Raw genomic sequence first — 20,544 nt, 5'->3', positions numbered from 1 at the left:
GGAACCCTGCCCTGAGCTTTGGGGCCGCGCTTCGAGTATTTTAGCTCGGAGGAGTCTCCGTCTGAGCCGTCGTTTCTCGATCCTGCCCCGACGAAAGAAGCACGCCGCCATGCGGTACAATATCCCCATGAGCGAACCGGCATCCATCTTGATCATCGAGGACGACGCCGCCATCAACGAGGTGGTGGCGGTTCATCTGCGCCGCAGCGGCTTCGCGTGCACGCAGGCGTTCTCGGGCAGCGAGGGGCGGCTGCTGCTGAGCGGCGGCCAGCCGTTCGACCTCGTCGTCACCGACCTCATGCTGCCCGGCTTGGCGGGCGAGGACGTCGTGCGGCTCGTGCGCGCGAGCGTCGACGTGCCCGTCATCGTGATGTCGGCGCGCACGACCGCCGCCGACAAAGTGGCCCTGCTCGAGCTGGGCGCCGACGACTATCTCACCAAGCCGTTCGACCTCGACGAGCTGCTGGCCCGCGTGCAGGTGCAGCTGCGCCACGCTCGAGCCCGCAGCAGCGCGCCGTCTGCTGCCGAGCCCGCCGCCGTCCGTCCCGACGCGCCGGGCGCCGCAGCTCCTCTGCATTACAAAGACTGGGAAGTCGACGCCGACGCCCGCACGTTGACGGTGCGCGGCGAGCAGGTGCGTCTCACGCGCCTCGAGTTCAACATCGTCGAAGCCCTCGTGCGCCGGCCGCGCAAGGCGTTCACGAAGAGCGAGCTGTTCGAGATCGCGTGGAACGAGGAGAGCGCCGTCGAGGAGAAGGCCATCAACGTGCATGTCAGCAACATCCGCACCAAGCTGCGCGCTGCCGGCTCCGCGGGCGAGATCGAGACGGTGTGGGGCGTCGGCTTCAAGCTGGCCGAATGACCGCGCCCTTCGCGCCGCGGGGTTCCGCCTCCGCCGCCGAGTCGCCCGCCGTACCGCCGCCCGTCGTACCGCTGTCCGCCGCGCCCGTTCTTACAACTTTCTTAACGTTTTCGGGAAGGTTCCCAAACCTCTTCTCCGTATCGTGGACGACAGGGTATCCACGGCAGGAAGGAGAATCGCATGCTGGCAATTGAGACGCGGGGCCTGAGCAAAGCCTATGGGAGACGCAACGTCGTCGACAGGTTGAACATGCATGTCGCGCAAGGCGACATCTACGGGTTCGTCGGGCGAAACGGCGCGGGCAAATCCACGACGATGAAGATGATGTGCGGCATGATCCGCCCGACGGCGGGGGAGGTGCGGCTGTTCGGCCGTCTGGCCGCCGACCCGTCGGGCGACGCCGAGTACGGCGAGGCCGTCCGCATCGGCGCGCTGGTGGAAAGCCCGGGGCTGTACCCCAACATGTCCGCGTTCGATAACATGCGCTGCAAGGCCATCGCGCTGGGCATCGTGGACGATGTGGAGGAAATCGAGCAGCTGCTGAGCATCGTGGGGCTGAACACTGCGGGCAGGAAGCGAACGGAGGACTACTCGATGGGCATGAAGCAGCGCCTCGGATTGGCGCTGGCGATGCTCGGCTCGCCCGACCTGCTGTTGCTGGACGAGCCGATGAACGGGCTCGATCCCGAGGGCGTGCGCGAGATGCGCAACCTCATCATCCGCTTGAACGAGCAGCGCGGCGTCACCGTGGTGGTGAGCTCGCACGTACTCGACCAGCTGGGGCGCATCGCCACGCGCTACGGCGTGATCAACGCGGGCCGAATGGTATGCGAGATGACGGCGGACGAGGTGGCCCAAGCGTGCGGCGACTACCTGGTCGTGCGCACGGCCGAGCCGGAGCGCACGCTGGCGCTGCTGGCCGAGGCGCATCCCGGCATCGCCTGCACGGCGTTGCCGGACGGGACGCTGCGCTTGCAGGACGCTTCGGAGGAGCACGCAGCGCTCGACGCGACCATGATCGGCACGTTTCTGGCTGCGAACAACATCCCGGTGTACGAGCTGCGCGTCCACGAGCGCGATCTGGAGGACTTCTTCCTCGAACTCATGGGAGGGGATGGTACTCATGCTTAAGTACCTGCGCATGGATGTGTACCGCCTGATTAAGAGCAAGACGCTGTACGTAACGCTCGGCATCGTCCTCGCGGTAGTAGCGTTTTCGGTGTATATGATGAGCGCGGCGGCCACGCCCGGTCTCGGCGTGACGGGCGGGAGCGGCTCCTCGTCGATGGCGATCCAAAACGGCAAGGAGTTTGAAAGCTTCACGCGGATTCAGTCCGGTCTGTGGATCTGGACGATGGTCATCCTCGTCTCCGTGGTGGTCGCCCAGTTCTTCGCGCTTGATTTCTCAAGCGGCTTCGTGAAGAGCCTGCCCCTGTCGCACCGGGATCGCTTGGGCTACTACAGCGGGAAGATCGTGTTCGTCATCCTGCTCTCGGCGGCGCTCTCGGTGTTCGGTATCGCGGTGTTCGAAATCTTTCTCAAGGCGGCAGGGTTCACGTACGCCCATGCGGACTCGGTCGCGGAAATCGCCGTCTGGTACGGGTTGCTGCTGCTGGTCCTTTGGACGTATGGAATGCTGGCCGCGACGGCAACCTGGCTGACGCGGAGCAGGGGCGTGGGCATCGTCGTCGCGATGCTCGCGAGCACTTCCGTTGCGTGGGAGCCCCTCGCTCGCGCAGCGGAGTGGCTTCCGTACGGCAGCTGCGTGCTGCTGAGGCAGGGCGGCCAGGCGCTGCTGGCGTCGCCGGGCGACGTGGGGCACATCCTCATCTCGTCCGGTGTCGTGCTCGTGGCGTGCGCGGCGGTGGCGTTGCGCGTGTGCGCTCGAAAGGACGTGTAGGCCATGGACGGGTTCGTGCTGGTCATCGTGGCCGTTGCGGCGGCAGCGGCGGGGGCGGGCATCGTCGCCTTGCGGTACGAGCGGGAGCTGCGCCGCATGGCGCGCTTCCTCGACCAGCGCGAACCTGCCGGAAGCGCCCGGATGACGACCGGCGTGCGCACGCGCGGCATGCTGTCGCTGGCGCGCGGGGTGAACGCCGAGCTTCGCGAACTGCAAGACGAGCGCATCGCCGCGCAGCAGGGGCGCCAGGCGTTCCAGACGGGGCTCACCTGCCTGTCGCACGACATCCGCACCCCGCTCGCCGGAGCGCAGGGCTACCTGCAGCTGGTGGACGGCGAGGAGGATCCGGCCGAGAAAGCGCGCTTCCTGAGCGCCGCCGCCCATCGGCTGGGCGACGTGCGGGCGCTGTTGGACGATCTGTTCTCGTTCGCGCAGGTGCACGATCCGTCGTTCGAGGTGGTCTGCGAGCCGATGAAGCCCGCCGACGTGGTGGGCGATGTGCTCATGGGCCTGTACCCGCAGTTCCGCGAGCGCGGTTGGGAGCCGAGCGTGACCCTCGACGACGAGGCGCTCGCGTTGGCCGACGCCGAGGCGCTCGCGCGCATCGTGCGCAACCTGGCGGCGAACGCCCTGCGCCACGGCGCGGCGGCGCCGGTCGTCGTGCAGCGCGGCGCGCGCATCTCGGTTGAGAACCGCGTGGCGAACCCTGACGCGCTCGACGTCGATCGCCTGTTCGAGCGCTTCTACCAGGGGGAAGGCTCCCGGTCGAGCGGCGGTGCCGGCTTGGGGCTGGCCATCGTCGCCCAGCTGGCCGCCGCCATGGGCGCCACCGTGGCGGCCGCCCTCGAAGGCGACCGCCTCCGCATCGAGGTGGCGCTGCGGGAAGCATGAGCCCCGATCTCTCAATCCCTCACTAAAAAGATCATCATCGAGCCGTGAGTTTGCTAGAATGAACTCCTAGTTGAATCGGACGGGCGCGCTGAGACGCGAAGGGGGCGGCGCTCGGTGCGGCGAGAGGGATGATGGATATGGGCGATTCGGAAGAGCTGTCGCGTGCGAGCATTCCCGCTGTCGAGGCGATCAAGCCGGCGGCGCTCGAGGCGCTTGCGAGCGGGCGGGCGCGGTCGCTCGAATCGTTCGAGCACGAGACGGCGAATCGCCTGGGCCTTTCGTCCAAGCAGCGAGCCTACCGCATTGGCGGCAGCGCCACGACGCTCTTTTCCAACCGCTTCGAGAAGGCTCGATCGGAGCTTCATCGCGAAGGGCTGATCGAGTATCCGACGCGCGGAAAGGTTCGCTTGACCGAGGCGGGCCGTTCCGCCGAAGGCGAGAAGCCGGCGGCGTCGGTCGGCGATGCGCCTGCGACCGCCGCCGAGCCGGCGGCGACCGTGCCGATTGCCGCCTCAAGCGAGCCGTACGAACCCGGCTCGTTCGAAGGCGGCATCGTCGCTTTCCCGTCCGAGAAGAAGCCTGCTGCGCAGCTGCGGCCATGGCTGCCGCTGGCGTTGGCCGTCGTCGGCTTGCTGCTGTGTTTCACGGGCACGTTTGCGCTGCTGGGCGTGGCATGCGGCATCGGGTCGTTCGGGCTGTTCCTGCACGATCGCAAGAGCTCGTCGGACGCGGGTTCGCGCAAGCTCGCCGCGCCCAGGGCGACGCTCGCGATGGGTGCGTGCTCGGTCTTGCTCGGCATCGTGCTCATGGCCGGCGGCGCGGCGTCCGGGGGCAACCATGCGGACGTGCAGCAGCCTCCCGATCCCGCACCTGAGCAGCAGGAACCGAAGGCGGCCGAAGAACCTGAGGGGCACGAGCTGAGCTTCGTCGTGGAGGCCGACGGCGAAGGCGAGGTGCCCGCGTCCGTCAAGGTGCGCGTCACCGGAACGCAGAAGGACGGCGCGAAGGTGAGCGATACGCGCGAGGCCGCCGTCGGCAAGACGTACGCGCTCCCGTATCCGGCTGGATCGTATGTCTTCGAAGTGGACGCCTCGTCGCTCGCGGCGGGGGACGTGCTGTTCAAGGCCGAGCGCGTCAGCTACTCCTTTGACGGCGCCGAAGACCATACGGTGCGCATCAGCGTGGCGCAAGACGTCGAGGCGATGGAGAAAGCGCAGGCGGAGAGGGCGGCGCAAGAGGAAGCGGAGCAGCGGGCGGCGGAAGAGGCCGCCGCAGCCGCAGCCGCTGAAGAAGAAGCCGCCGCGGCGGCCGCCGCCGAGCAGGAAGCCGCTGCGGCCGCTGCTGCGGCAAGCGGAGGAGGCGGTAGCGGGGGAGACACCGTGTACATCACGAACACGGGCGAGAAGTACCACCGCGACGGTTGCCGATACCTGAAGAAGAGCAAGATCCCGGTATCGCGCTCCGACGCCCTTGCCCAGGGTTACGACGCCTGTTCCGTGTGCAACCCGTAAGGGGTTCCGAGAGGCGCAGCGTTCCGCCTACCCGAAAACCTCGCACGCTGCGACGAGCCGGAGCTTCTCCTCGTCCACTTTGTCGCGCCCGTATGCGTCGAAGAACCGTTGGCGGTAGGCGTCGGTCTTGAGGTTGAACGCCAGGGTCCAGGCGCCCCAGAACAGGTCGACGTGGGCGTCTCCGACGCCTCCGTTGCCGAGGTCGACGAATCCGCTGAACTCCCAATGGTCGAAGATGACGTTCGGGAGGCAGTAGTCGCCGTGCAGGAGCGTGTCCGTCCGCAGCAGGCTTCGCTTCGCTTCCACGACGGCATACGCTTCGTCCGGATCCGCATAGCCCCAATTGTCGGGAAAGAGGGTCGCGTCATAGCGCTTCGCGCGATGGTTTCGCTCGACGACCTCCAGGTAGCGCTGCGTATGGTCGGGCACGGGGCATCCGGCGGGATTGAGCGCGTGCAACAGGGCAAGCCGCTCGGCAAGCGCATCGCACAGGCGCGCAGGCTGCTCGAGATACGTTGCCGCCGCGCAGTCGTCGCCGGGCACCTTCTCGGTAAGAAGCCAGCTGCGCTCGCCGTCCGAGACGTACTCCACCACCCGCGCCGCCCAGCCGAGCTCATGAACATAGCAGGTCATCGCATACTCGCGGTCAAGCAAGACCGCAGGGCCCGTCTTGAGGAACAGGCCTTCGTCCCGATCCACGAAGATAACGCGCGCTTCGGGCGAGCAGCTGCTATCGTACAGCGATGCGCCCCTCAGGTACGGGCGCATCGCTGCGGGGTATTCCTCGACGTCGATGGATATCGGCTGCAAGTTCACGAAACGGCCTCCGGTCGCACCGCCCCTACGCGGGTCGAATCACCAGTTCTTGGATCAGGCTGTCGTCGAGGCTGCAGGAGCCGTCGGTGCAGTTCTCGATCTGGGCGAGGGCGTGGATGATGGTGCCGTTGTAGTCGGCGTAGAAGTTCACCGTGCGTTCGTTGACCACGCGGGGGTCCAGCATGCCGAAGCCGCCGAACGTGAACTTGTTGTGGTAGAACATCTCGATGGCGTTGCGGCCGTACAGAAACGAGTTCTGGCGCTTCACGATGGAGGGGCAGTAGTCGAACAGACGGCACTCCTCGGCGAAGCACGCGGCGAGCGCTTCGTGGTCCTTGCCCTGCATTGCAGAAACGAAATCGTTGATGACCATGGTCGCCTCCTAGTAGACTTTCTCGGAATTGAGCAGGGCGTCGGTGCCGCCGTCCACGAACAGGACCACCCCGTTGATGCCGCTGGCCTCGGGGCTGGCGATGAACGCCATGGAGTTCGCGATCTCGATGGGATCCATGAGCGGTTCTTCGCCGAAGTGCGTGGGAACGGGGATGGCCTCCATGGCGGCGCGCTGCTCGGGCAGCATGTTGGACGTCATGGCGGTGCGCACGTTGCCCGGCGCGATGGCGTTCAGGCGCACGCCGCGCGAGCCCCAGTCGGGGCTCATGCGCCGCACCCAGCGGGCCAGCGCGTACTTCGTCGACGCGTAGTAGACGTGCCCGATAGCGGGATCGACGTCCTTCACCAGCTCGAGGATGCGGTCCTCGTCGGCGTGGTTGTTCAGCATGCCGGCCACGTCCATGCGCGCCGCGCCCTGGGCGATGGAGTTCGACGAGGTGACCACGCAGCTGCCGCCCTTCTTCTCCAGCAGGTCGAACACGCCGCGCGCCATCTCGGTGGCGCCGAAGTAGTTGAGCGAGATGATGAGCGAGATGGGCACCTTGCCGCCCGACACGCCCGCGTTGCAGATCATGGCGTCGATGCCCTCGGGGAAGCGCTCGTGCAGCTCGGCGAGAGCGCTTGCGCGCCCTTCCTTCGTGGCGAGGTTGGCGTTAATGTCGCCGCCGTTGAGGTCGATGTTCACCACTTCGTGGCCGCGTTCGCGCAGGATCTCGGCCGTCTTCGCGCCGATGCCGCTCGAGGCGCCGGTGATGACGTAGATGCCCATGAGCCGTCCTTTCATGCCGTCTGAACCGATGGAAAACTTATTGATACGCAATACTATTACGGTGCAAATCATAGCATTCCGCGCGGTTCGCACGACGGTTTCAAGGCCAGCGGTAGGCGAACCGTCATGCTCGGCGCCGCCGCTCGGCGGCCGGTTCGCCGTCGGCGGCGTCGGTCAAGCGCGCACCCGTCGAGCGCGCGCGGCCGCTGCGCGCGGATGCGGGAGGCGGCCGAGCACCGCCGTGGCCACCGTGCCGGTGAGAAAGCCCGCCACCACGCCCGCTACCAGCAGAACAGGCAGGTAGAATGCGATTTCAGGCGTGCCGGTGACCGCGACGGCCACGGCGATCTGCCCGATGTTGTGCGCGGTCGCGGCCACCATGGCGCAGAGCCGCACGCGCTCCGTCGAGGAGAAGCGGACGAAGAGGAGCGTCACCCCCAGCGCGCAGGCGCCGCCCACGAGGCTGAACGGCAGCGTGGCCAGCTGGCCGGTGAGGAAGGCTGCCAGCACGATGCGCACGCCCAGCACCACCGCCGCGTCGATGGGGCCCAACCAGAATGCGGCCGCCACCGTCACGATGTTCGCGACGCCCAGCTTCATGCCCGGCACGGGCAGCGGGATTGGGATGAGCGACTCGAGCGCGGTCAACGCGAGCGCGAGCGCCGCCAGCAGCGCGCAGCGGCAGACGCGCAGGCTCGTAGGGGGCGCGGCGCTCGCGCGTCCGGCGCTAGCGCGCCACGGCGTCGATGCCATCGGCGGCACCTCCTTCGCGCGCCACGGTGATGGTCAGCCCGTGCGGCACGCACGCGATGGGCGTGGCGGGACCGTCGATCCAGCCCGTGCGCACGCACACCTCGTCGGGGCAGTCGGCCTCGGCGACCCTGATGCGCCCGGGCTCCACCGCCACCACGTTCACGCCGCGTTCGTCGTCGAGCCGCAGCGTGTAGGGCTCGTCCACGGCATCGAGGTCGATGGTGTCGACGACCGCGCCGTCGCGCGCGATGGTGGCCACGGCGTGCCCGTCGGGATGGGCGGCGTCGGCGGCGTGCGCCAGCGCGAACCCGCCGACGGCCACGGCCAGCACGGCGGCGGCGAACAGCAGCTCGGCTTTTCCCGCGCGGCGCTTCATGGGCGCTCCTCGATGCTCACGCGGCCGGCGTAGCCTTCGGCGGCCTCGAACGATGCGGCGACGCCCTCGGTGACGCGCACGCTCCCGTCGTTGCCGACGAGCACGAGGTCGAACGCGTCCTCGCCGTCCGCCGCGCGCCACAGGGCGAGCGCGCCCTCCGTGCCCAGCACGTAGCACGCGGTGGACAGCGCGTCGCAGCGCGCCCCGTTCGGGCCGACGGCGCTGACGGACGCAAGGTCGGAGGCGGCTGGATAGCCGGTGGCGGGGTCGAGCAGGTGGTGGTAGCGCGTGCCGCCCTCGTCGAAGAAGCGCTGGTAGGCGCCCGACGTGGACACGGTGGCGTCCTGCACGGAAAGCGCGCCCGCCAGCCGGTCGGGGGCGCTCGGGTCGGCGATGCCCACCTTCCAGGGGCTGCCGTCGGGCTTCGATCCGAGGGCGGTCACGTTGCCGCCGAGGTCGAACAGCGCCGATGCCACGCCGCGCTCGCGCAGCAGCGCCGACAGCTCGTCGGCGGCGAAGCCCTTGGCCACGCCTCCCACGTCGATCTGCGCGCCGCCGTCCAGCGTGATGGTGCCCGCCGCCTCGTCCACCTGCACGGCGCCGTAGCCCACGCGCGCCAGCAGCGCCGCAATCTCGTCGGGGGCGGGAACGCGATGATTGCCGTCGGTGAAGCCCCAGGCGTCCGTCAGTGGGTACACGGTGGGGTCGAACGCGCCGCCCGTCTCGCGCGCCGCGTCGAGCGCCTCGTCGACGAGCGCGCCCACGGACGCGGACACCTCCACCGGCGCGCCGCCCGCGGCGTTCGCCCGCGCAAGCTCGCTGCCCTCGCCGGCGGGCGCCAGCAGCGCGTCCAGCTCGCGCACGCGCTGCTGGCAGGCGTCTGCGGCCCCGTCGGCCGCCGCCTGGTCGGCGGCGTGCACGGTGAGGGTCATGCCGGTGTCCATGGCCGTGAACGCGCGCGTGGCGGTGGCTGCATCCGCGCTGCCGGCCCCGTTCTCGGCCACGCCGCCGCCCGCAGCGCAGCCGACCAGCCCCGCCGCCAGCCCCATGCCCACCGCGCCGACCAGCGCGCACGCCATCGCAGCGCGCAGCGCTCGCCCGGCCCCGAGCGGGCGGGGCGAGCGCGCGGCGCGGCTCTGTCGCAGGATGATCGTCATGGGCGTCGCTTCATCGCATCATTGGAACACGAGCTTGCCGATGGCGTGGGTCGGGCACGTCTCGACGCAGGTGCCGCAGCCGATGCACGTGGCCGCGTCGATGCGCGCGAGGTTGTTCTCCACGGTGATCGAGGAGGTGGGGCATGCCTTCGCGCACTTCTGGCAGCCGATGCAGCCCACGCTGCATACCTTGCGCGTCTTCGCGCCCGGCATGGTGTTCTTGCACGTCACCACCGACGCGGTGGGCGCGGAAGCCTGGTCCACCAGCGAGATGATGCCGCGCGGGCAGATCTTCGCGCAGGTGCCGCACCCGGTGCAGGCGGCCGTGTCGATGCGCGCCACGCCGTTCTTCACGACGATGGCGTCGAACGGGCAGGCCTGGGCGCAGTCGCCGAACCCGAGGCACCCGAACGGGCACGATAGGCTGCTGTACGACAGCGTGCTGAACACGCGGCAGCTGGGCACGCCCTTGAACACGAGCTGCGGGTCGATGTGGTCGAGCGACCCCTGGCAGGCCACGAACGCCTCGCGCTGCACCACGCCGGTGGACTCCACGCCCAGAAACGCCGCCAGCTCGGCCGCCACGCGGTCGCCGCCGGCCGTGCAGGCGTTCGGCGGGGTGCCCGCCATCATGGCCTTCGCGTACTGCTCGCAGCCGGCGTAGCCGCACGAGCCGCAGTTGACGCCCGGCAGGATGCTCGTGAGGTAGGTGAGGCGCTCGTCTTCGCCGATGGCCAGCTTCTTCGAGACGATCAGCAGCAGCACCGACCCGACGAGGCCGACGGCGGCCATGAGCACGACGGTCCAAACGATGGTGTCCATTCGTCCCCTCCCTTCCTACAGCACGCCGAACAGGTTGTCCACCACGCCGGCGAAGCACATGAAGCTCAAAGACACGAACGCGGCGGAGATCAACGTGATGGGCATGCCCTTGAACGCCTTGGGCGGTTCGGCCTCGTCCACGCGGCGGCGCACGCCGCTGAACAGCACCATCGCCAGCAAGAACCCCAAGCCGGCGCCGAGCGCGCACACCAGCGCCTGCGGATAGTTGTAGCCCTCGTCCACGGCGAGGATGGTCACGCCCAGCACGGCGCAGTTCGTGGTGATGAGCGGCAGGTACACGCCCAACGCCTCGTGCAGCGCGGGGAAGAAGCGCTTGATGACGATCTCGAGCATCTGCACGAGCACGGCGATGACGAGGATGAACGCGATGGTTTGGAGGTATCCCAGCCCCAGCGTGTTCAGCAGCTGCTGCAGGGGCCAGGTGACGGCGGTGGCGATCACCATGACCACGGTCACGGCGCAGCCCATCCCGACGGCCGAGTCGAGCTTCTTCGACACCCCGAGGAACGGGCAGATGCCCAAAAACTTCACCAGCACGTAGTTGTTGACGAGGATCATGCTGAACAGGATCGCGGCGAACTCGGCCATTATGCCTCACGCTCCTTCAGGTCGCACATCTGACACGACGCGCACGCGTCTTCCTGCGATGCGATGGCATCCTCTTCGGGCTCGCCCGCGCGGCGCTTGCGGCGCATCTCGATAGTCACCGAGATGGCGATGAGCACGCCCAGCACGGCGAAGCCGCCCGGGGGCATGATGAACACGCTCATGGGCTCCATGATGCCTAAGAGGATGGGAAAGCCCAGCAGCGTGCCTGCGCCCAGCAGCTCGCGGATGGCCGACATGAGGATCAGCGTGATGGTGAAGCCCACGCCCATCCCCAAGCCGTCGAGCGCGGCGTCCTTCACCGGGTGCTTCGACGCGAACACCTCGGCGCGTCCCAGCACGATGCAGTTCACCACGATGAGCGGCAGGTAGATGCCGAGCGCCTGGTTGAGGTCGGGGAGGTACGCCTCGATGATCATCATCGTGAGCGTCACGAACCCGGCGATGACGGTGATGAAGGCGGGTAGGCGCATGGTGGTGGGGATGATGTTGCGCAGCAGCGACACGACGATGCCGGAGCACACGAGCACGAACGTGGTGGCCACGCCCATGCCGATGCCGTTCGTCACCGCGGTGGTGACGGCGAGGGTGGGGCAGAGGCCCAGCATCTGGCGCAGCGTGGGGTTCTCGATGAGCAGCCCCTTGCTGAACACGGAGAGCGCCGAGGGCTTCTCGTTGACGGCTGCCATCATGCGGCTCCCTTCTCCGTCGAGGCGGCGGTGGGCGCGGAGGCGTCGCCAGCCGTGGTCTGGTAGGCTTCGATGGCCTCGTTGAGCGCGGCGAGCGCGGCCTTCGACGAGATGGTGGCGCCCGTGATGGCGTCGATGTCGTCGAGGGTCATCGGCTCGGCGGCGCGCCCGATGAACTGGTCGGTGAACGCGGCGTCCTTCACTTTCGTGCCCAGGCCGGGCGTCTCGGTGTTGTCCATGCCGATGACGTTCGTGATGACGCCCTCGTCGTCGAAGGCGACGGCCATCGGCACCTGGCTCGAGTACCCCTTCGCCTGCGCGGTGATGGCGAAGCCCCGGTCGTCGGCCGCCTCCATGCAGGCCGTCACGCCGGGCACGTCGCATTCGAGCGCGACGAAGTCGGACGCCTCGGGGATGAGGGACGAGTACGTGGCCCAGGCGCGCGCCTCACGGTTCGCCATGATGGTGGGCAACGTGAGGTTGTTGACGGTTCCCAGCAGAAATCCCACGATGGTGCAGATCACCACGAGGACGACGGCCGGCTTCAGGACGCTGCTCCACAGGGAGGCCTTTTCGGCGGATGCGGTAGCGGTCATTGTTCGCCTCCTTCCTTCCTTGCGCGGGCGAAGCGGCGCTTCTTCGCGCCGCCGAGCGGCGTGGTGGCCGTGAGCGAGTCGATGTAGGGCACCACGAGGTTCATGAGCAGGATGGAGTACGCCACGCCCTCGTTCATGTTGCCCCAGAAGCGGATGAGGCACGTGATGAGCCCCAGCCCGACGCCGAAGATGAGCTGCCCCTTGAACGACGTGGGCGACCCCACGTAGTCGGTGGCCATGAATACGGCGCCCAAAAGCAGGCCGCCCGAGAACACCTGGGTAGACACGTCGTGGCCGGTGAGCAGGCTGAGCACGATCACCGTGCCCACGTACACGCCCGGGATGGTGAACGTGATGGTGCGCGTGGCCAACAGCCAGATGAGGCCCAGCAGGATGGCCGCGCCGCACGTCTCGCCCAGCACGCCGGGATGCACGCCGAACAGCAGGTCCATGAACGGCAGCTGCGCGGCGCCCGGGGCCAGCGGGGTGGCCGAGCTCACGGCGTCGACGGCGGCCGCGCCGGGCAGGAAGCCCTGCGGCGCCGCGTAGTTCGTCATGGCCGCGGTGAACGATACCGACAGCACGATGCGGGCCACGATGGCCGGGTTCGCGAAGTTGCGCCCGATGCCGCCGAACAGCTCCTTCACCACGACGATGGCCACGAACGAGCCGATCACCGCCATGTACAGCGGGATGGTGGAGGGCAGGTTAAACGCCAGCAGCAGGCCGGTGACCACGGCGGACAGGTCGCCCACCGTCTGGGGGGTCTTGCGCAGCCGGCACCACAGGTATTCGAACAGCACGCAGGCGAGCGTCGTGACGGCGGTCACCAGCAACGCCTGCCAGCCGAAGATCACGAACGAGGCGATCAGCGTGGGCACGAGCGCAATCAGTACGTTCAGCATCACCTTCTGCGTGGTGATGCCGTCGAACACGTGCGGCGCCGTCGAGAGGATGAGCGGTCGTTTCTCCGTAGGTTCCATCTAGCCCCTCCTCGCCATCTCGGCGCGCATGAAGTCGCGTGCCAGCTTGCTCGTCTGGGCGAGCGGCTGCTTGGCCGGGCACACGTACGAGCAGGTGCCGCAGCCCATGCAGAGGTCCGCCATGAGCTTGTCCAGCTTGTCCGCGTCCTGCGTCGTGTACGCCTTCTTGATGGCGATGGGCGACAGCTGCATGGGGCACGAGTTCGTGCAGCGCCCGCAGCGGATGCAGGCGGTGGTGACCGGTTGCTCCATGGCCTCTTCGCTGAACACGAGCAGGCCGCCGTTTTGGCGGACGAGCGGGTAGTCGAGGTCGATCTGCGCGTTGCCCATCATGGGGCCGCCCACGATGATCTTGTGCGGCTCCTTGGCCAGCCCGCAGTAATCGACGATGTCGCGGATGCGCGTGCCGATGACCACCTCCACGTTCTGCGGACGGGCCACGGCATCGCCCGTCACGGTGACGCGGCGCTTGATGAGCGGCATGCCCGTGCGCAGGAAATGCCCGATCATGGACATGGTGGTGACGTTGAACAGCATGACGCCCACGTCGGTCTGGCGCTTGCCGCGCGGCACCACGCGGCCGGTGACGTTGTACACCAGCACGTTCTCGGCGCCCTGGGGGTACATGCCGGGAAGCGCGCGCACCTCGATGTTGTCGTCGGCCGATGTGCGGGCGCGCATGTAGTCGATGGCCTGGGGCTTGTCGTCCTCGATGCAGATGATGGCCTGCGGCACGCCCAGCAGCTTGAGGCAGGCGCGGATGCCGTGCAGCAGCGAGTCGGCGTGCTCCATCATCTCGCGGAAGTCGGTGGACAGGTACGGCTCGCACTCGGTGGCGTTCACGAGCCATGTGTCGATCTCGTCCAGGTTGGGCGGCGCCAGCTTCACGTCGGTGGGGAAGCCCGCGCCGCCCAAACCCACGATGCCGCTCTTCTTCATGGCCTCGAGCAGCGTGTCCCGATCGATGACGTTCGGCGGCGCGATATCGGGCGAGACGGTCTGCGCTCCGTCGGCCTCGATGACCACGGTGGTGTCGGTTTTGCCGGTGGAGTAGAACACCGGCTGGATGGCTTTGACGGTGCCCGAGACGCCGGAGAAGATGTCGGCGGACAGGCCGCGCGGCGCGTGCCCGACGAGGGTGCCCACGTCAACGTGGTCGCCCTTCTTCACCACCGGCTCGCACAGTGCGCCGATGTGCTGCTGCATGGGCAGCACGATCTCGCGCGGTAGCGGCATGACGGTCGTCTCGAAATCCGCCGTCTCCTTGTGGTGGGGGACGGCGGCGCCCCGCATGCGGCGGAACCGCGAGAGCAAGGTTGTGGCGTTCATCGGCAAGTTCACTCCCCCCGAAGTGCGTTGGCTGGCGTGGTCGGTCGGTGTGCGGATAGGGTCGAGCGTCACCCGGCCGCTGCGGGGTGAGGTGAAGCGCCCAACTTGTTGCTTTGAGATGCTGGCCATCCTACGTGAGCGGGTCATCGGATGCCAGGAATCGTCGGTGAAGGGAAACCACGTCGCGCGCCAAAGGCGCAGGCGAAGCACGGTTGTGCGCATTTCCCCGGTGGACGGCGCCGCCTTTCTCCGCGCGGCCATCGGCGCGCTCCCCTTGCGAACAGGCTGTCCGCAAGCCCCTCCCAAGCCCCAGCCCTCGATGCGACCCGGTTCGTGCCGATGGCGGTCGGGCGTGCGAATCCGCTCATGCTAACCAATTTTTTCGTTTTGCGTGCGATTCGGCGCTTCGAAGCGCCCTTGGACGTCGATTTCCGAAAGCGTTTTTACGTTTCCGCAGGTCGCGCGATTCGCGTTCGACCGCTGCGGGGCAGCAAGCCCCCTTGAGCGTACGCAAAACGAAAAAACTGGTTAGAACTCGGCGATTCGCGTGCCGCGCCGCGCCGCCATCGGCACGAATCGTCGTTCTCCCGATAACGGCGGACGCTCTCGGCGGAGGCTCGGAGGAAGGGGCAGGCGCAACCCCGAGGCGGCATGCGTCGAATGCGTCAAACGATAGATCAAAACATCCGTTCTCAAATTCCCGATCAGATACCATACCATCGTGCTATACTCTCCCTATCCACCCCCGACCTCTGGAGGATGCCCATGACCGCCTGGCACGAGCTGTTTCCCGCGGATCGCGAGCCGACGATGGACGACGTCGCCGCTCACATCGCCAACCCCCTGTGGGGCGCGTTCACCGCGTTCGTCGACGAGACGTACGGCGCGCAACCGCGCATCGAGTACAGCCGATGCGGCGGTGCTCCCGGCTGGAACGTGAAGTACAAGGCGCGCAGCCGCGCGCTGTGCACGGTGTACCCGCACGACGGCTTCTTCATCTGCATGGTGTCGGTGGGTTCGAAGGAGAAGGACGAGGCCGAGGCGCTCATGCGCCGGGCCGACCCGTACGTGCGCGCGCTGTACGAGCGCTCGGCCGACAGCAGCATGGGCCGGTGGCTCATGATCGAAGTGACCAGCGATGCCATCTTGCGCGACGCCGAGGCGCTCATGCTCCTGCGCGCCGCGCCGAAAGGAGTTCGTTCATGATGCGCGACCCCGAGCAGACCATCGGCAACCTCGTCGACCACCAGAACGCGTCGTTCGTCGGGTCGATGGACGAGGACGGCTATCCCGAGATCAAGGCGATGCTGCCGCCGCGCAAGCGCGAGGGCGTCCGCGTGTTCTACTTCACCACGAACACCTCGTCCATGCGCGTGCGACATTACCGTGCGCATCCGCAGGCTTGCATCTACTTCTTGGATCGCCGGTTCTTCCGCGGCGTCATGCTCAAGGGCGCGATGGAAGTGCTGGAGGACGCCGATGCCAAGGAGCTGATCTGGCAGGAAGGCGACGAGACGTACTACCCCCTCGGCGTCACCGACCCCGATTACTGCGTGCTGCGCTTCACGGCCGAGCGGGGTCGCTACTACCAGAACTTCGGATCCGAGGACTTCGTCGTGCCGGTTGCGTGATCCGCCGGGCAGGTGCCGCGGGAGCTACCGGCGGTGCTGCTCGCGGTAGCGGGCGAGGGCTGCGTCGTAGCTGCCGGCCGTCCTCTTGAAGTAGATGCCGTACCCGATGGTGGCCAGGGCGAAGATGGCGAGGAAGGTGATGAAGAACGACACGATCACCTCGATTTCGCGGGGGAACCAGTTGCCGAACCAGCCGCAGGCGAACAGCATGCCCGCGCCGGTGACGGCGAACCCGGTGAGCCGCAGCGGATACGCCAGCTTCTTGAGGATGAGGCCGCTGAACCAGAAGCCCTGCAAGAAGGAGAAGCCGATGCAGGCGACGAGCAGGGTGAGCGTGATGGTGAGCCCTTGCGTGTCGGCGCCCGAGAGGCCGGCGTAGTAGTAGGCCATCGGCAGGCTCAGCGTCATGAAGACGGTGAAGGTGACGCAGGTGCCGAGAACGAATTGCTTGAGAAACGATTTCATGGAATGCTCCCTTGCAGAGGCGGGCGGGTACGTTAGAGGTCGAGCTTGCGCTTGATGGCGGGCGCGTACTGGCGCGAGACCATCACCGATTCGCCGTTGTCGAGCAGCAGCTGCAGCCGCGCGTTGATCGCCGGGCGGATGGCCTTCACGTGGTCGAAGTTCGCCAGCAGCTGCTTCGACGCGCGCACGAACTCGGTGCCCTCCAGCCGGTCTTCCAGCTCGTACAGCCGCAGCGGCGTCTGGTACACGGCCTCGTCGGTGTACAGGAACGTGCGGCCGTCTACCGTTTCGGCGTAGCAGACGTCGTCGATGTCGAGCCGGTAGGTGGCTCCGTCGCGCTCGCCGGCGAGCTTGCGGTCGAAGGCGCTCAGGCTGGCGACGATGCGCTGCACCCGCTCGTCGATGCGCGGGCACGCCAGCGTGACTTCGATATCGGCGAGCCGGGGGTTCTCGGTGATGGTGACGTTCATAGGCGCGCCTTCCGGAGGAGGGGAGGGGACGGGTGGTTGACCAACGCCGTCAGTATGCCGAATGCGCCGGACGCGCACAAGGCTCGCGCCCTCAAGTTGCATGCGAGCGCCTCCCAGTTGCATTGCAGCGCCCTCTCTTGCTATCATGGCCCCTGCGAAGGTGAAAACACGGTCCGGTCGGTAGTCCGGGCGCGAAGCCGAGGGCGCGCACGCTCACGCCCGCTTCGTCAGTAACCTGCCTCCTTGGTTGTCCGTCCTTCGCGCGGTACCACGACATACAAGGAGGAACATCATGCAGGTCATCACCTCATCCACGCTGACCGTGCTCCATGACGGCCAATTCTGGGTCGGCATCTTCGAGCACGCCGACGAAGGGCGCTACGGTGCGTGCCGCGTCGTGTTCGGCGCAACCGAGCCCACCGACACCGAGCTTTTGGCATTCGTCGCGCGACGTTGGAGCGCGCTGCCGTTCGACCTCGCGGCCGATCCGTCCCCGGCGGCGGACGCCGCGCTCGCCCATGCGAACCCGAAGCGCCGCCAGCGCGAGGCGCGCAAGCAGATCGAACGCGCGGGCGTCGGGACGAAGGCCCAGCAGGCCATGAGCGCCAGCTACGAGGCGCACAAAACCGAGCGCAGGGCCGCGGCGCGCGAAGCCCGCGAGGCGGCTGACGAGCGCCGGTTCGCCCTCAAGCAGCAAAAGCGCAAAGCCAAGCACCGTGGGAAATAGGGAGCTGCGGCCCCTTCCGCTGGCGCGCGGCGCGAGCCCCCTCGCGCCGACGGCGTGGTAAGCTGTCGGCATGTCCTCCGCCCGCTCCCGCACATACGCGCTCGTGCTTGTGAACGCCATCACGGCGATGCGCCTCGTCGGCTCGTTGGCGCTGCTCGCGCTCGCGCCGCTGTCGGCGCCGTACTTCGTCGCGTACGCGGCGTTCGGGGCGAGCGACGCGCTCGACGGGTGGATCGCGCGGCGTGCTGGCGCGACGAGCGCGTTCGGCGCCTCGTTCGACAGCGTGGCCGACACGGTGTTCGCGCTCGCGCTCGTCGTGTCGCTGTTGCCGGCGGCCGAGCTTCCCCTGTTCGTGTGGCTGTGGATCGCGGCCATCGCGCTCGTGAAGCTCGCGGCGCTCGCCGTCGGCTACGCGCGTTTCCGCGCGTACGCGGCGCTGCACACCTACGCGAACAAGCTGGCCGGTCTCGCGTTGTTCGCCCTCCCGGTGCTCTTCGCGCTCGCGGGCTCCGTGCCCGCCGCGGTCGTCGTGTGCGCCCTCGCCACGTTCGCCGCCCTCGAGGAACTGGTCCTCACCGTCAAGGCCCCTGCCCTCGACCCCAACGTCAAGGGCGTCCTCGGCTTCCGTCGGAAGCGCTAGAACAGGCTCGTTTGCGCGCCGAGGGGTTGGGCGGGCTTGTACGCGGCGATGATGTCGGGCATGCGCCACAGCAGGCCGTGCCGCGTGCACAGCGTGCGGAACAGGGCGCGATTCTCGGCTGCGCGGGGGCTGTTGCAGAAATAGCGGTCGCGATAGGCGGCGCGGTAGCGCTCGGGCAGCGCGGGGTCGACGGCGGCCACGCGGTCGAGGAAGTGCTCGCGCTGGCGGTCGCGCATCGTGACGCCCGTCATGTGGAAGACGAACCGCGCGCCGGCCGCCGCCGCGCCCTCGACGACGCCGCGGATCGTGTCATCGTCGTCCGTCACCCACGGCAGCGTCGGCGTGAACAGCACGCCGCAGAACACGCCGGCGCCCGCCAGCTCGGCCAGCGCCGCGAAGCGCTCGCTCGGCGACGGCGCATGCGGCTCGATGATGCGCGCCAGCCCGTCGTCGGCCGTGGTGACGGTGATCTTCGCGACGGCGCCGCCTTGCCGGCCGATGGCGCTCAGCAGGTCCGCGTCGCGCGCGACGAGGGCGCTCTTCGTGTCCACCGACATGCCGAAGCCGAACTCCTCCAGCAGCTCGAGCGCTCCGCGCGTCAAGCGCAGCTCGTCCTCGAACGGGTTGTACGTGTCGGACATGGCACCGATGCCCACGATGCCGCGCGTGCGGCGGCGGTACAGCTCGCGTCGCAGGATGGCCAGCGCGTCGAACTTGACGCTCACCTGGTCGAAGTCGTCGATGCGGTAGCACTCGCTTCGGCTGTCGCAGTAGATGCACCCGTGGCAGCAGCCCCGGTACAGGTTCATGTTGTAGTCGATGCCGAACCATTCGTTTCCGTGCGTGCGCACCTTCTGGAGGATCGACCGCGCGCGCACGACGGGGCAGGGGCTTGGCGCGGCGTCGCTCATGCGGACGCGGGCTTCACGGGATGGCGGATCACCGTCTTGAGGTTCTCCGGCTTCGTGCGGCGCGGGTCGCCCAGGTAGATCTCGTGGTGCAGGCGCACCGCGGGCACGCCGCCGCACGCGTCGAGCGCGTCCATCATGGCCGCGGCGCTCGGCGGGTTCCCGATGTCGTCGACGAGGCCGGACGAGGCGATGAACTCCTCCATGCATGCGATGGTGGCCGGCTCGTCGTCGTACGGCCCCTTGTGCATGATCTGCGCGCACGGCCCTTCGGCGAACCGCACGAAGCGAGCGCGCCCCAGGTCGAGCTCGGGCTTCTTGACGGCCACCTGGTCGGCCGCCCACGCGCATACCTCGGGCGTGACGAAGTCGGGCTGGCGGATGAGCGAGATCCAGGAGAACGCGTCTTTGTCGAGGATGCGCTGACCGTCGAAGGCTTCGTCGCTCGTCCACCACAGCCCCTCGAGGGGCGGCACCGCGTAGTCGAAGTAGCCTTGCGGCTGCCAGTCGCCCATCTTCGACATCTTGATGGTGTACGAGAACGCGTACAGCAGCCCCAGCGCGTCGGCGTAGGAGCCGTTCTCCTCGTTCGGGTTGCCCGTGCCGGCCACCGCGATGAAGTTCATGGGCGGCACGTCCACGAGCGCGGGCGCCGTCCGCGGCAGGTAGAGGTCTTTGTATTCCTTCGTGAAATTGAACGCGCCAGCCATGAGGTCCTCCGTCGGTCGTCAGGGGTCGTCGAATGTCAGTTGTTCGCGGCGCCCTTCCAGCGTTCGAGCGTGGGCAGCAGCGCCTCCAGGTAGGCGCGCGCCTCGTCCTCGGTGAAGGGCGCTTCGGGTCCGGCCATGTTCGCCACGCAGATGTCCACCATGTCCTCCATGGTGCATGCGCCCAGGTAGGAGCCGTCCGCGTAGCACCACTTGCAGTGGTGCTCGCTGGGGGAGCCGTCCGCTTCCGTGCCCAGCAGGCTCGCGTCCGCGAGAGGCATGCCGCAGCTTTGGCACACGGCCTGCAGGGGCATGTCGAGCAGCTTCTCGATGGGCACGTTGAACGTGGTGGCGATCAGCTTGAGCACGTCGATGCCCGGTTGCGTGTCGCCGCACTCCCAGCGCGACACGGCTTGCCTCGTGACGAACAGGCGCTCGGCCATCTCGGTTTGCGTGAGGCCGTGGTGCTCCCTGAGCTCGATGAGCGTGTCCTTGATCGCCATGAAAGGCTCCTTTTCCCGG

26 protein-coding genes are annotated in these 20,544 nt (G+C 67.9%); 9 read left to right on the top strand and 17 right to left on the bottom strand.

Annotated features, from left to right (window positions below; all coding sequences use genetic code 11):
- The first annotated feature begins 109 nt into the window (after nt 1-109).
- The 5 genes from GS424_RS13610 to GS424_RS13590 all read left to right on the top strand — a co-directional run bounded on the left by GS424_RS13610 (nt 110) and on the right by GS424_RS13590 (nt 5,164).
- Complete coding sequence (locus GS424_RS13610; protein WP_244977558.1) at nt 110-862, top strand: response regulator transcription factor; 753 nt, start codon at nt 110-112, stop codon at nt 860-862.
- A gap of 180 nt (nt 863-1,042) precedes the next feature.
- On the top strand, nt 1,043-1,993 hold the full coding sequence (locus GS424_RS13605) for an ABC transporter ATP-binding protein (protein ID WP_160942540.1): 951 nt from the start codon (nt 1,043-1,045) through the stop codon (nt 1,991-1,993).
- The gene (locus tag GS424_RS13600) at nt 1,986-2,762 is read left to right on the top strand and encodes a hypothetical protein (protein WP_160942541.1); all 777 of its coding nucleotides are present in this window, start codon (nt 1,986-1,988) and stop codon (nt 2,760-2,762) included. The genes GS424_RS13605 and GS424_RS13600 overlap by 8 nt, the downstream gene beginning before the upstream one ends.
- A gap of 3 nt (nt 2,763-2,765) precedes the next feature.
- Entirely contained in the window at nt 2,766-3,653 is an 888-nt protein-coding gene (locus tag GS424_RS13595; protein ID WP_160942542.1) for a sensor histidine kinase, read from the top strand.
- 137 nt (nt 3,654-3,790) lie between these two features.
- Nucleotides 3,791-5,164, top strand: a complete 1,374-nt coding sequence (locus GS424_RS13590; protein WP_160942543.1) for a winged helix-turn-helix domain-containing protein — start codon at nt 3,791-3,793, stop codon at nt 5,162-5,164.
- Nucleotides 5,165-5,191: 27 nt separating this feature from the next.
- Here GS424_RS13590 and GS424_RS13585 read toward each other — a convergent pair whose 3' ends face one another.
- From GS424_RS13585 to rsxC, 12 genes are all read right to left on the bottom strand, one after another.
- Nucleotides 5,192-5,980 carry an aminoglycoside 3'-phosphotransferase gene (locus tag GS424_RS13585; protein WP_218958861.1) on the bottom strand — a complete coding sequence of 263 codons (789 nt, stop codon included), beginning with the start codon at nt 5,978-5,980 and terminating at the stop codon, nt 5,192-5,194.
- A 25-nt stretch (nt 5,981-6,005) separates the two neighbouring features.
- Nucleotides 6,006-6,353 (bottom strand): hypothetical protein, encoded by a 348-nt coding sequence (locus GS424_RS13580; protein ID WP_101723282.1) that lies wholly within the window; start codon nt 6,351-6,353, stop codon nt 6,006-6,008.
- A 9-nt stretch (nt 6,354-6,362) separates the two neighbouring features.
- Nucleotides 6,363-7,142: an SDR family oxidoreductase gene (locus GS424_RS13575; protein ID WP_160942544.1), complete on the bottom strand. Its 780-nt coding sequence runs from the start codon at nt 7,140-7,142 to the stop codon at nt 6,363-6,365.
- Between the two features lie 174 nt (nt 7,143-7,316).
- Complete coding sequence (locus GS424_RS13570) at nt 7,317-7,895, bottom strand: Gx transporter family protein (RefSeq protein ID WP_160942545.1); 579 nt, start codon at nt 7,893-7,895, stop codon at nt 7,317-7,319.
- Nucleotides 7,870-8,271 carry a NusG domain II-containing protein gene (locus tag GS424_RS13565; RefSeq protein WP_160942546.1) on the bottom strand — a complete coding sequence of 134 codons (402 nt, stop codon included), beginning with the start codon at nt 8,269-8,271 and terminating at the stop codon, nt 7,870-7,872. Before GS424_RS13565 ends, GS424_RS13570 begins: the two co-directional genes overlap by 26 nt.
- Complete coding sequence (locus GS424_RS13560) at nt 8,268-9,428, bottom strand: FAD:protein FMN transferase (protein WP_160942547.1); 1,161 nt, start codon at nt 9,426-9,428, stop codon at nt 8,268-8,270. Before GS424_RS13560 ends, GS424_RS13565 begins: the two co-directional genes overlap by 4 nt.
- Nucleotides 9,429-9,446: 18 nt before the next feature.
- On the bottom strand, nt 9,447-10,250 hold the full coding sequence (locus GS424_RS13555; RefSeq protein ID WP_160942548.1) for an RnfABCDGE type electron transport complex subunit B: 804 nt from the start codon (nt 10,248-10,250) through the stop codon (nt 9,447-9,449).
- A 15-nt stretch (nt 10,251-10,265) separates the two neighbouring features.
- A complete protein-coding gene (locus tag GS424_RS13550; protein ID WP_154333629.1) occupies nt 10,266-10,859 on the bottom strand; it encodes an electron transport complex protein RnfA in 594 nt (197 codons plus the stop codon).
- Nucleotides 10,859-11,569, bottom strand: a complete 711-nt coding sequence (gene rsxE, locus GS424_RS13545) for an electron transport complex subunit RsxE (protein ID WP_244977557.1) — start codon at nt 11,567-11,569, stop codon at nt 10,859-10,861. The genes GS424_RS13550 and rsxE overlap by 1 nt, the downstream gene beginning before the upstream one ends.
- Nucleotides 11,566-12,162: an RnfABCDGE type electron transport complex subunit G gene (locus tag GS424_RS13540; protein ID WP_160942549.1), complete on the bottom strand. Its 597-nt coding sequence runs from the start codon at nt 12,160-12,162 to the stop codon at nt 11,566-11,568. Before GS424_RS13540 ends, rsxE begins: the two co-directional genes overlap by 4 nt.
- Entirely contained in the window at nt 12,159-13,145 is a 987-nt protein-coding gene (locus GS424_RS13535) for an RnfABCDGE type electron transport complex subunit D (RefSeq protein WP_160942550.1), read from the bottom strand. The genes GS424_RS13540 and GS424_RS13535 overlap by 4 nt, the downstream gene beginning before the upstream one ends.
- Entirely contained in the window at nt 13,146-14,474 is a 1,329-nt protein-coding gene (gene rsxC, locus GS424_RS13530) for an electron transport complex subunit RsxC (RefSeq protein ID WP_160942551.1), read from the bottom strand.
- 765 nt (nt 14,475-15,239) lie between these two features.
- Between rsxC and GS424_RS13525 the strand changes: the two genes are divergently transcribed.
- Complete coding sequence (locus GS424_RS13525) at nt 15,240-15,680, top strand: DUF3788 domain-containing protein (RefSeq protein WP_160942552.1); 441 nt, start codon at nt 15,240-15,242, stop codon at nt 15,678-15,680.
- Entirely contained in the window at nt 15,677-16,105 is a 429-nt protein-coding gene (locus tag GS424_RS13520; RefSeq protein ID WP_160942553.1) for a pyridoxamine 5'-phosphate oxidase family protein, read from the top strand. The genes GS424_RS13525 and GS424_RS13520 overlap by 4 nt, the downstream gene beginning before the upstream one ends.
- 24 nt (nt 16,106-16,129) lie before the next feature.
- On the opposite strand, the gene GS424_RS13515 is transcribed toward GS424_RS13520, so the two are convergent.
- The gene (locus tag GS424_RS13515; RefSeq protein ID WP_160942554.1) at nt 16,130-16,570 is read right to left on the bottom strand and encodes a DUF3021 family protein; all 441 of its coding nucleotides are present in this window, start codon (nt 16,568-16,570) and stop codon (nt 16,130-16,132) included.
- A gap of 32 nt (nt 16,571-16,602) precedes the next feature.
- Nucleotides 16,603-17,040: a LytTR family DNA-binding domain-containing protein gene (locus GS424_RS13510; RefSeq protein ID WP_160942555.1), complete on the bottom strand. Its 438-nt coding sequence runs from the start codon at nt 17,038-17,040 to the stop codon at nt 16,603-16,605.
- A 292-nt stretch (nt 17,041-17,332) separates the two neighbouring features.
- Between GS424_RS13510 and GS424_RS13505 the strand changes: the two genes are divergently transcribed.
- A complete protein-coding gene (locus GS424_RS13505; RefSeq protein ID WP_160942556.1) occupies nt 17,333-17,767 on the top strand; it encodes a YjdF family protein in 435 nt (144 codons plus the stop codon).
- Between the two features lie 70 nt (nt 17,768-17,837).
- Nucleotides 17,838-18,407, top strand: coding sequence for a CDP-alcohol phosphatidyltransferase family protein (locus GS424_RS13500; protein WP_160942557.1), 570 nt, complete (start codon nt 17,838-17,840; stop codon nt 18,405-18,407).
- Here GS424_RS13500 and GS424_RS13495 read toward each other — a convergent pair.
- Genes GS424_RS13495 through GS424_RS13485 form a run of 3 tightly spaced genes read right to left on the bottom strand, consistent with a single transcriptional unit; the run spans nt 18,404 to nt 20,525 of the window.
- On the bottom strand, nt 18,404-19,318 hold the full coding sequence (locus GS424_RS13495; protein WP_160942558.1) for an SPL family radical SAM protein: 915 nt from the start codon (nt 19,316-19,318) through the stop codon (nt 18,404-18,406). The two genes, GS424_RS13500 and GS424_RS13495, sit on opposite strands and share 4 nt — an antisense overlap.
- Nucleotides 19,315-20,025, bottom strand: a complete 711-nt coding sequence (locus tag GS424_RS13490; RefSeq protein ID WP_160942559.1) for a GyrI-like domain-containing protein — start codon at nt 20,023-20,025, stop codon at nt 19,315-19,317. The genes GS424_RS13495 and GS424_RS13490 overlap by 4 nt, the downstream gene beginning before the upstream one ends.
- A 35-nt stretch (nt 20,026-20,060) precedes the next feature.
- The gene (locus GS424_RS13485) at nt 20,061-20,525 is read right to left on the bottom strand and encodes a zinc ribbon domain-containing protein (RefSeq protein ID WP_160942560.1); all 465 of its coding nucleotides are present in this window, start codon (nt 20,523-20,525) and stop codon (nt 20,061-20,063) included.
- Between the last annotated feature and the right edge of the window lie 19 nt (nt 20,526-20,544).

The sequence above is a fragment of the Eggerthella guodeyinii genome (assembly GCF_009834925.2).
Taxonomy (GTDB): domain Bacteria; phylum Actinomycetota; class Coriobacteriia; order Coriobacteriales; family Eggerthellaceae; genus Eggerthella; species Eggerthella guodeyinii.
The sequence above is the reverse complement of the archived record's forward strand: the minus strand, read 5'-3'. Positions and strand labels throughout refer to the sequence as shown.